The sequence below is a fragment of the Phormidium sp. CCY1219 genome (genome assembly GCF_035615515.1).
In the GTDB taxonomy this organism is placed as follows: Bacteria; Cyanobacteriota; Cyanobacteriia; order Cyanobacteriales; family Laspinemataceae; genus CCY1219.
Map to the genome: position 1 here is coordinate 1 of NZ_JAJENT010000387.1, position 11,053 is coordinate 11,053.

General features: G+C 53.0%; 6 protein-coding genes. 5 read left to right on the forward strand and 1 reads right to left on the reverse strand.

What is annotated here, in order from left to right; genetic code table 11:
* On the reverse strand, positions 1 to 2,981 hold a 2,981-nt coding region (locus tag LKK83_RS07645; RefSeq protein ID WP_324630435.1), incomplete at its 3' end, for a two-partner secretion domain-containing protein.
* A gap of 990 nt (positions 2,982 to 3,971) precedes the next feature.
* Between LKK83_RS07645 and LKK83_RS07650 the strand changes: the two genes are divergently transcribed.
* The 5 genes from LKK83_RS07650 to LKK83_RS07670 all read left to right on the forward strand — a co-directional run.
* Entirely contained in the window at positions 3,972 to 5,102 is a 1,131-nt protein-coding gene (locus LKK83_RS07650; protein WP_324630436.1) for a DegT/DnrJ/EryC1/StrS family aminotransferase, read from the forward strand.
* 76 nt (positions 5,103 to 5,178) lie between these two features.
* Entirely contained in the window at positions 5,179 to 6,072 is an 894-nt protein-coding gene (gene crtB, locus LKK83_RS07655) for a cyanoexosortase B (protein ID WP_324630437.1), read from the forward strand.
* Between the two features lie 87 nt (positions 6,073 to 6,159).
* Complete coding sequence (locus tag LKK83_RS07660; RefSeq protein ID WP_324630439.1) at positions 6,160 to 6,927, forward strand: cyanoexosortase B system-associated protein; 768 nt, start codon at positions 6,160 to 6,162, stop codon at positions 6,925 to 6,927.
* Positions 6,928 to 7,131: 204 nt separating this feature from the next.
* Complete coding sequence (locus LKK83_RS07665; protein WP_324630440.1) at positions 7,132 to 9,855, forward strand: SLBB domain-containing protein; 2,724 nt, start codon at positions 7,132 to 7,134, stop codon at positions 9,853 to 9,855.
* A 265-nt stretch (positions 9,856 to 10,120) separates the two neighbouring features.
* The coding region (locus LKK83_RS07670) for a GumC family protein (protein WP_442957293.1) at positions 10,121 to 11,053 on the forward strand (933 nt) is incomplete at its 3' end.

Below are 11,053 nucleotides of genomic sequence, written 5' to 3' on the forward strand. Positions count from 1 at the left end.
TGTTCTGGGGTGGAATTGTCGGAATTTTCGGTTTGTTCTGACTCGGTAGGTTGTTCTGGGGTGGAATTGTCGGAATTGTCGGTTTGTTCTGACTCGCTGGCGGTGTCGTTCTCGGAATTGTCGGAATTGTCGGTTTGTTCTGACTCGCTGGCGGTGTCGTTTTCGGAATTGTCGGAATTGTCGGTTTGTTCTGACTCGCTGGCGGTGTCGTTTTCGGCATTGTCGCTTTCTTCGGATTGTGCGGGTTGTTCGGTGGGAATGGCACTGAGTTGAATGGAAGGTTGGGATAAAGTTTGTCCGGTGGTCAAGGTGTCGCCGGATCCGGTGGTGATGGCGGCAGTAGTGCCGTTAGAGAGGGTGCCATCTTGATTGGCGTCGCCGATTTCAAAGGTGGTTTCGCCGTGACGGATAGCGATCGCGCCGCCTTCGGTTGCTGCTGTGGAGATACTTGCTTCCACGCCATTTTTGGCGGTAAAAGAGCCGATCGCCCGTACTGCACCGGTGGTTTCGATCGCCACATTGCCGCCTTGGGTTTCGCCTTCGGCGTTAATCGAGGTGATTTCGATATCGTTGCGATTGCTTGTGAGGGTGACATCGCCGCCCTTCCCGATGGTGGAATCGGTGGCGATCGCCTCACTGGAAATCCCGCTTTCTGCCCGCACCCCCACATCACCGCCATCGCCACTATCGGAGGAACTGTTTAAATTGCCCGTGGTAATCTGACTGGTTTGGCTATCGAGTTCGATATTGCCACCGGGAGTGCGGATGTCTGCACTGCTGACGGATCCGCCCCCGGAAATTTGGACGCGCTCACCTCGGGTTTGCAGAGACTCCCGCAGGTTGGCGGTACCGGTGGCGGCGATCGCAATTTCGCCCTCGGCGACTACCCGGGAATGAAAGGAGATATTGTTGCCGCGAACGGACAAACGGGCCAAAGGAGTTTCGTTGCCGATGCTTTCTTCTATTACCACATCACCTGCGCCGGTGTCAAGAGATAGGGGAAAATTGCCGTTAATGGTACCGGTGATGGTGAGATTGCCCCCGGTATCGGCGGGGGAATCGGCGGTGAGGGTGCGAAATGTCCGACTGTCGGTGAGGGCGATCGGCCCATCGAGGCGAATGTAGTTATCCTTGGTGGTGAGATTGCCGGGAGTGATGGAATCGGGGGCGGTTAAAGAAATGGAGCCACCGGTTTGGGAGGTAGAAGAGGCATCCAGGGATTGGGTAGCGATCGCGCCATTGAGACTGGTGAGGGAGATATTGCCGCCTTGGGACGCGATCGCCTCCGCCTGCAGATTCTCGCCACTGGTGAGGGAGATATTGCCGCCCTGGGACGCGATCGGCCCTGTTTGAATCTCCCGGGTTGCTCTAGCGGTGAGGGGAGTTTCCGACGCCTCCAGGGTTAGGTCTCCCACGAGAATATTGCTCTCGGAATCGAGACTTAATTCGGTTGAGGGAGACTCGCCAGTGGTGGAAGTCTCCGATGCGGTGATTTCAATGTCACCGGTCTGGATTTTACCATCGGTCTCAATTTTCAGGGACACGCCACTATAGTCCCCGCCGATGGCATCGCCTTGGGCGTTGAGGGTGAGTCCATCTGCACTGGTGAAGGCGGTGGGATTTGAGGAAGTATCGAGAATCGAAAGATGACCGCCACTGTGGAAAACCCCATTCAGGGCAATGATGCCATCGCTGAAAAAGCTTAAATTGCCCTGGGTTTGCCACTGGGACTGGGAGTGGTTGGACAGATCGATTTCGATTCCATTAGCGGCGCGAATCTCCACATTGCCCCCGGCGTCTAGTTGCAGGGGATGGGCTTCGCTATCGTGGAATTGCACGGTTTCCTCGGCGTCTAGGGTCAGATTGCCATCGATATGCAGTTGACTCTCGCCGATCGCGATTTCGCCGCGAGAGCGAATGGTGGCACTGCCCGCCCCCGCCTCCATTTCTTGCAACTGCACTGTTTCCGTCGCTTCTAGGTGTAAGATGCCGTCAGTTTGCACGTCGCTGGCGAGGGCGATGAGGCGATCGCGCCCTAAAACAATGCCGGTACTCGCCGTCATCTCATTGGTGGTCACCACATCCCCGGCGGAAATTTCCATCCCAGAACCGCTCAGGGTCAAGGTGCCATCCTCGTTTTGTTGCACTTGCGTGGCATGAGTTCCCCCCGGGCCGGTGAGCAATTGAGGCAGAGAACGCGGTTCGATAGGGAAGCCTTGGTTGGGGTTTTGGCGGATTCCTTCCCAGTTATAGTTTTCCACCTCCAAGCTCAGCAGATGTCCGGTTTGGCTAATTCGCACCAAACTCTCTCCCGGAACTGCAGCAACGGTGATATGTCCCCCTGCGGAGAGGGTGCCGAAATTGAGAATCGTGCCCGCGAGCAAGGTTAAGTCTTGTCCTTGTCCCACGGATAGGTTTCCGGCGTTGAGAATTGTCCCCGGTTCGGGCATGGTAAAGGCAAAACGATTGGGGGTGCCGATTAAATCGGCGTAGTTATGTTCTCCGCTGGCATAAAACCAGCGCACCCCCAAGGATTCTTGTAATCCGATGCGATCGGCGGTGGTAGCCATAAACGATCCGGGTACATTTAAACTGGCTCCCGAACCGAAGACGATACCTGCCGGGTTCATTAAAAATAAGTTAGAATTGCCCCCGGTGAGTTTAATTAAACCATTAATAATTGAAGGGTCGCCGCCGTTGATGCGACCGAGAATATTCTCAATATTGGGATGCGAGACAAAGTTGGCGATTTGATTTTCGTTTAGGCCAAATTGCTCGAAACTATGGAAGAGATTCGCCCCATTGTCCGATTGTTTGCCGCCGGTAATTTCCAACTCGTTCCCATTTTGGGTAACGCTGGTGTTCGTATCGCCGTTGGGAACAATGGGTTGCGATCGCGTCGGTTTGATGGTTGCGGTTAGGGCGATCGCCAGGGTCGCCAGCCACAACAGGTAATAGATGCAACTCGTTTGTGATGGCATGGATTTTATCTTGGTTTTGAACTGAGCGGCTTTGGGAGAAGAAGGCGCGACTCAACAAAGGAAGTTTATCTGAGAATCGGGGGGTGGCTGGGGCATCACGGGGGCTTTTCGATCGCCCCATTAGTTTGCTTGCGCCTGTCAATCCGAATATCTCATGCAAAACCGGAACCCTAAACAAAGCGGTTGGATTTTGAAATGCGATCGCTTCCGACCGCTAAAAAGAATTGTTCAACCTCGTGAGGGATTGTTTGGTTTTCCTTCGAGCAAAACTCGAGGGAGTAAAAGGGGTTCTCCGTTGTTCCAGTTGAGCGGGGGATTTTCCGAGGGAGACATCGCCCCTAGTGGTTTGGGGTGGAAATCCGGGTGGGATTGATTCAACCCAAGCAGGCGGGGGATCGGAACTTCTCTTCTATTCTACCCTAGGCGACAGCTCTAGCTGAGGCTGCGATCGGCGTCACACTTTTCTGTGCAGTTTTCTCAGCGCTTGTTAAGTCTTGATTAATTTTTATTTTGGCATCGCTTTAACAGATGGCAATTGAGAATCACGTTTCAATTGGGTTTGACAATTATTGTAAATTTGCATTAACCTGTATAATTATTACCCAATCGATGGAAGGGTTATGGCCTAGGATTTGGAACGCGATCGGCAGTTCGAGTCAAGGTAGGGGTGAGGGGAAACCAGAGAATTTTTATCAGCAAATCGCCCAAAACATGAGAAAGAGTTCATCTTGGGGGCGAGAGTCAAGCCGAGGAAAAGGGCGATCGCCCGGCCAAAGCTTTACAAACTCTTCATAATTAAACCTACCCAATTTGCTGTCAATCCCGCATAACTAGATCTTAGGGGGTGACATCCCGCAGCCGAAAGTCGGTGTTTGGGGATTGCCCCGCCCCAAACCCCAGGGGAAGGCTAATCCCCAGCTTGTGAAGCCGCAGATTAGCCATTAGCAACCGGCAACTTGCCACAATTTATAAATTACGGTAATCAATCTCATGCCAGTGACAGTTCCATTTGTTGACCTCAATCTGCAACACCAACCGATCCAATCCCAGATCGAACAAGCCATTCAGGAGGTGTTGCACCGAGGAGATTTTATCTTAGGCCAAGCCCTGAGAGAATTTGAGAGTGAGTTTGCCAAGGCTTGTGGCGTGGAGCATGGGATTGGAGTGGCCTGCGGGACCGATGCGATCGCCTTGGGACTCAATGCCTGTGGCATCGGTCCGGGAGACGAAGTAATCTTACCGGCCAACACCTTTATTGCCACCCTCATCGGCGTCTTGCACGCGGGCGCTACCCCAATCCTGGTAGAGTGCGACCCAGACACCGCCTTACTCGACCTCAACGCCGCCGAAAAAGCCATCACCGCCAAAACCCGGGCGCTGTTGCCGGTGCATCTGTACGGGCAACTGGTTTCCCCCGCACAACTGCAAGACCTAGCCAATGCCCACAATTTGCTGATTTTTGAAGACGCCGCCCAAGCGCATCTCGCCCACCGAGAGGGAAAAACCGCCGGATCCGTGGGAATCGCTGCCGGGTTTAGTTTCTACCCCAGCAAAAATCTCGGTGCCTTTGGAGATGGGGGAATGGTGGTGACGCGAGATGAAGCCATTGCCACAAAAATGCGAACCTTGCGAAACTATGGCGCGCCCCAGAAATATCGCCACACCGAACTCGGAACCAACAGTCGTCTCGACACCATCCAGGCGGCGATTCTGAAAACCAAGTTACCCTATTTAAAAGACTGGAACCAAGCCAGATATGCTTGTGCCCAGCACTACGATGCCTTGCTCGAACCCTTGCAAGAGAAAGGAATCGTACCGATTCGCAACTGCAGCGGTTCCGGTCACGTTTATCATCTTTACGTGATTCGCGTCACCGACAAGTGCGCGATCGATAAAGCCACCTTCCAAGAAAAGCTGGCCTCCCTAGGGATTCAAAGCGGTATTCATTACCCCTTGCCTTGTCACCTGCAACCGGGATACCTGCATTTAGGGTACAAAAGCGGACAATTTCCCAACGCCGAAATGCTTTGCGAGCAGATTGTCTCCTTACCCATGTATCCGGGACTGCAAGAAACCCAAATCGAGCAAGTGGTTGATGCGATTAAATCCGCAGTTGATTGAGCGAAAAAAATCGAAGAACGCTCCTTTCTCCTTCCTTATTCCCCCTGTAACATCCACCCTTGAAAGAGGTTGAATCATGCAAATCGGGCGCAGATTACCCTTAGTCATCGAACGCAACTACATCTGGATTCTGATTGGAATTTTAGCGCTTCTCTACGCCCCATTAATTCTCCATTGGTACGATGGTTGGCTCAACAAAAGCATCAGCCTAGAACATGAATACTTCAGTCACGGATTGATTGGTTTGCCATTTGCCGCCTATATTGCTTGGAGCGACACTCGCAAGCGCTGGCATCGCTTAAGCGATCGCCCTCATCCTCTCGGTGCCCTCTTGCTCTTCATCGGGGGAGTATTCTATCTCACCGGATTGCCGGATTTCGTTAACTTATCCTTTCCCTTGGTACTCGCCGGCACTTGTTTGTGGCTCAAAGGATTGCCCGGATTAAAAGTAGAAGCCTTTCCCCTATTACTGGTATTACTTGCCACCCCCACAGAAGTACCTTATTTAATCGCTCCCTATACCCTACCGCTACAAAGTTTTATCGCAGGCTTTGCCGGCTTTATCCTTTCCCACTTAGGAATCAACGTCACCGTAGAAGGGATTTACCTGTTCGTGAATCAAAGAATCGTAGAAGTTGCCCCCCACTGTGCCGGATTAAAAATGCTACTAACCAGTCTTTATGTTGCCTTAATGTTACTGTACTGGACCGGGGCATTGGCATCGCGAAGCAAAACGATTCTGTTTTTAGGCAGTACCGTAGTGCTCAGCGTCTTCGGCAATATTATCCGCAATACCCTGCTGACCTTTTTTCACGGAACCAGTCAAGAACAGATTTTTCACTGGCTGCATGAAGGATGGGGAGGGGATTTGTACTCAGCTTGTATGTTAGGACTGTTAATTCCGTTACTCACGGGGATAGAATGGCTGGTGGACTATTTTGATGATGGTTCATCAGCCGAAATGTCTTAGTCGATGCGGGCGATCGCGCATCAAGAGTTGGGTGCCACCGTCACTAGACGCCGAGAAAAGAAAAACTCCATCAAGAGAATTTGGGTTATGTACCTGTCTAAATTACTGCACAATTATTCTTTACCCAGAGCGTTATTGCTGGGGTTTGCGATCGCGATTTTAGCAGTGGGAGCCGTTCCGGGGTATATTACGGGGAAATGGTCCTGGATGTCGCCACCGGAAGTGGCCAACCTGAAGCAAATCAAAACGATTCAGGAAAGCGGACTAGATATCCCGGGATGGAAAACGCTAAATCGTCAGATCCTCTCTGTGGGAGGTCAAAAATGGCTGCGTCAGGATGTGGAAAACCAGGAGGGATATCAAGCCATGCTGCTGCTGTTCAATCAAAAGGGCGCGATGGATCGGCCGCAGGTGGAATGGATGGATATTGATGGGTATTGGCGATGGACCACGGATTATTATGGTTCCCTGGAATTTACAGTGGAGAAAGACGATGTAATGCAGGGGTTAGAAGCTTCCCGCGATCGCTTACCGAAAAACATGGCGCAAACTGCGCGAGTCAAAGCATTGTTTTTCCGGAGTCGAAGCGATGGCCAAACTTTTGCAGTGGCGCAGTGGTATGCTTGGCCCACCGGGGGAAATGCCGCACCCGCGAGTTGGTTTTGGCGCGATCGCCTCGCCCAGTTCCAGCGCAATCGCATTCCCTGGGTTGCCGCCAGCATTATCCTGCCAATGGAACCCTTAGGAGACCTAGAAACCGTGCGACCCCGCGCCAAAGCACTGGGCAAACAAGTGCAAGCGGCATTGATGAGCGGCCCATTTTATGAGAAATTAAGCACTGAAAAGTCAGAATGAAGCAATAGAAAATTCAAAATCCGTGGCATAATTTGCTCCCGTGGAAAGGTTTTTTTAGCCGCAAGTGACTGTTAGTTAAAATCGGCAAATGGAGGAATTGTAAATCAAGAATTTAGCATGAATAATTAGAAAAATACTGGCGCTGCGCCAGCTTGCTTTTCGATTTTTTGCCCGTAGCAATTCGCTGTAGGTTTGGACGTGCAGATGTTGGACTTTTTCTTTCGCCGCAATTTTCAATTGATCGCCATTACCCTTGCCAGCCTTCATGGGGGAACCTCGACGTTAGCGATCGCCGCACTGTTGTGGAGTCTAGAGGCTCATCCACTAGCCTCCAGTGCCAGAGCGCAAACCCTGCCGGAAATTCCGCAGTCCCCGCCGCAACCTCCCCAGCAACCCGCAGCGGACAGCCCCAGGTCATCCACAGCGCCCACCACCTATTGCCCCACGGTGCAATCCATGCCAGCACCCGCCCTGCGCCAGGGGTTAGAATCTCCCGGTCCGGAACCCCTGCCCCCGAGACCCCCAGGAGCGATCGGGCAACCCCCGCCAGCGGTGGTACCACCCCCCACACCTCCCATACCCGCCGCACCAGCCACACCGCCACCGGATCTGCAATCCCCAAACGTCATTCCCGTAGCGCAGTTTCCGCCGCAAGTTTACACCCTCGCCCCTGGAGACCAAATCTTTATTGACGTTCAACCCTATCAAAACGTCACCGGCGCGCAAGCGCTCAACCCCCAAGGCAAAATCGTACTTCCCCTCATCGGGCCGGTGGACCTGCAGGGGCTAACCTTAGAGCAAGCCACGCAAACCCTGCAAACCGGGTTAAATGAGTTTTTAGTCGATCCGCGCGTCAACGTCACCTTAGTGGCGCAACGTCCGGTGAACCTCACCATCACCGGAGAAGTGACCCAACCCGGGTTTTATACCTTTCCCGCCCAAACCGCCCGCGTGACCGACGTTTTGGCCAACGTAGGCGGCACCACTCCCGCCGCCGATTTGGGATCCGTGTTGGTTCGGCGTCCCTTGGGGGATGGAAGGTTTTTGCAGCAACGGATAAACCTTCTGCAACCCCTGCAAGCCGGGAGTCCGCCGCCGAGGTTCTTGTTAGAAGATGGGGATATTCTGATCGTGCCGAAAATCGAGCTAACCCAGAGACAACCGGATAATTTAGTCGCGCGATCGCGTCTCTCCCCTCCGCAAGCAGTAGCTATCCGCGTGCTCGGCGAAGTCACCCGCCCGGGATTTTATAACCTGCCCCCCTCAGTAAATCCCGTGCAAGATGCCCTGGTATTAGCCGGCGGCTCTACCCCCACCGCCGACCTGAGAGCCGTGCGAGTGCGCCGCGTCCTCAGCAATGGTCGCATCAGCGAAGAAATCGTGGATCTGTACACCCCCCTGCTCACCGGCAGTGCCTTCCCCGATCTGCGCCTAGGCACCGGCGATGTGGTGATCGTGCCAAAACTGACTTTAGAACAAGCCCGCAACTATAACAGCACCGTCGTTTTCAATTCCACCTTAACCGCTCCCCAACCGGTGGCTATCACCGTCCTCGGCGAAGTCAGCCTTCCGGGGTTGCATGTGCTCGGTCCCTCGCCCAATCCGATTTCCACCGCCTTGCAAACCGCAGGCGGAAGTACCCCCGCCGCCGATTTGCGATCGGTGCGGGTGCGCCGCCTACTTCCCGACGGCAGGTTTAGCGAAGAAACGGTCAATCTGCTCGCGCCTTTGCAAAATGGCACCCCGTTCCCAGACCTGCGCCTGGGGAATGGTGATGTGGTGATCGTGCCCACCCAAGACTTAGAAGCCGCTAGAGAATACGACAATACCCTGGTCTCGAACTCCACCCTCGCCGCCAGACAACCCGTGTCGATTACGGTACTCGGAGAAGTGGCACAGCCCGGGTTCCACGTGCTGGCTCCCTCGCCGCGTCCGATTCCCACCGCCTTGCAAACCGCAGGCGGTGCGACCCCGGGGGCGGATTTGCGATCGCTGCGCGTCTGTCGCGTACTTCCCAATGGGCGGGTGAGCGAAGAAATTGTGGACCTCTACACCCCCCTGCAAACCGGCCAACCCCTCCCGGATCTGCGTCTCGGCAATGGCGACTTGGTAATCGTCCCCAAATTGTCCTTAAACGAACAGGGGGAATATAACAGCACGTTAGTCTCTGAATCCACCTTAGCCGCACCGCTTCCCGTGAATATCAGCGTCCTCGGAGAAGTGGCACAACCGGGATTTTATACCCTCCCTCCGTCACCCCGTCCCGTCGCCGATGCCTTGTTGCTCGCCGGGGGCATTAATTCCAGCGCCGATCTGCGGGAAATTCGCGTGCGCCGCGTGCTAGAAAATGGCACGGTAACGGAAGAAAATCTAGACCTGTACACCCCTCTGCAAACCGGCAAACCTCTCCCGGATCTGCGTTTGGCCAATGGAGATGTGTTGTTCGTGCCGAAGGTGGATAGCAGTACGGATGAATATTACGATCGCTTCTTGGTCTCGCGCTCTACCTTGGCCCAAGAGCAGATCCTCATCCGCATTTTAAGTTATCCTGGAGGAGGGATTAATGTGGTTCCCATCCGCAATGGCGCGACTTTTGCCGATATTGTCAATACCATTCCTCTCGCTACTGCGGATCTTGACAGCATCGCTTTGGTGCGCTTCGACCCGGAACAGGGGGAAGCCGTTACTCAAGAAATTAATGCCAAAGAGTTGCTGATGGGCGACCTTTCGCAAAATGTTCCCTTGCAAAATAACGATGTGATTGTCATCGGTCGCAATCTGGTTAGCAAAATCACCTATTCTCTCAATACCTTTACCCAACCTTTCCGGGATGTTCTCGGCTTTTTACTGTTTTTTGATTCTCTGCGCGATAGCGCTACTCTGTTATTTGGTCCTGGGGGCGATGATAATGATGATGAGAATAACTAACTGGACAAACTCTGGCAATAAATCTTTTAGCAGTGGTGGTGAAAAAATCAGAGGATTATCTATCGCAGGTTTTATTTGGGTGAAGTCCGTAATCAGAATTTGTCATTACCTCTCGGGCATCAAAACCGGGCAGTATTCATTGAGATTAAAAGCGCTATCAAGATTTGTTTAAAGAGTCAATGTATGGATTAAATAAACTCTTTTGCGCGTAATTTGCATCGATATTAGTTCAATAAAATCTTTAAATTGATTAAGGTGAATTATCATGGCTCCACCAATTCTCAAACGTTATTTTATCGCTTTTGGCAAATACAAATGGTTTGGATTTGCAGCGTTTATCCTGGCTGTGGGGGCATCGGGATTGGTGGCGATGCAGCCACCGCCATCGGTGAGCTATAGATCGAAAGGCGTGCTCGGTTATACGACCCCCTCGGTAATTTTTTCAAGTACGGGAAGTGAAATTCAAGAGCAGGGCAAACAACTGCCAGAAGAAATTCTTTTGGCGGAAAACGTGCTTGAAGCGGTGAGCGAAAAGGTGAATGAAAAGCCGAGGAACATCGGGAGGCGGGTTTCGCTGAAAAATCGCCCCGATAGGGGGATAGTCGAAATTGCCTATACCCACGAAACGCCCGAGAAAGCCCAGGCGATCGTCGAAGGGCTGATGGAAGCGATGATCGAGCAAAGCCGCCTCGTGAACACCCAGGCGTTGCGAAGGATGATCGAGGCGATCGAGAAAAGGGTGCCCGAGGCGCTCGAGGATCTCAGAACCGCAGAACAGGCCCTCGAAGAGTTTGAACGGGAAGAAGCGGTGCCGATTTTGGCGGCGAAAAGTGGGGGATTGGCGGGGGCGATCGTTGGGGCGCAAAACCAGCAAGAGCAATTGCAGCTACAGTTACAGGGAATTGAAGGACAAATTATCAGTTTGGAACAGCGCTTGGGAATGAGCGCCGATCAAGCCTATGTGTCGCAAGCGCTGAGTGCCGACCCGATTATCGCCCAGTTAAGAGCCTCTCTGCATCAAATCGAGTCCCAGCGGGAACTGCTGAGCAAAAATTTCCGGCCTCAACATCCGCAGATGATTGAATTGGAAAAGCAGGAAGAGGCTTATAATCAATTGCTCGAGTGCGATTCGTTCCCGCAAAAGTGGAGGGTAAATGCCCGAAACGTAAGCGGGGCAAGGAACACAGCCCCAAAAGGC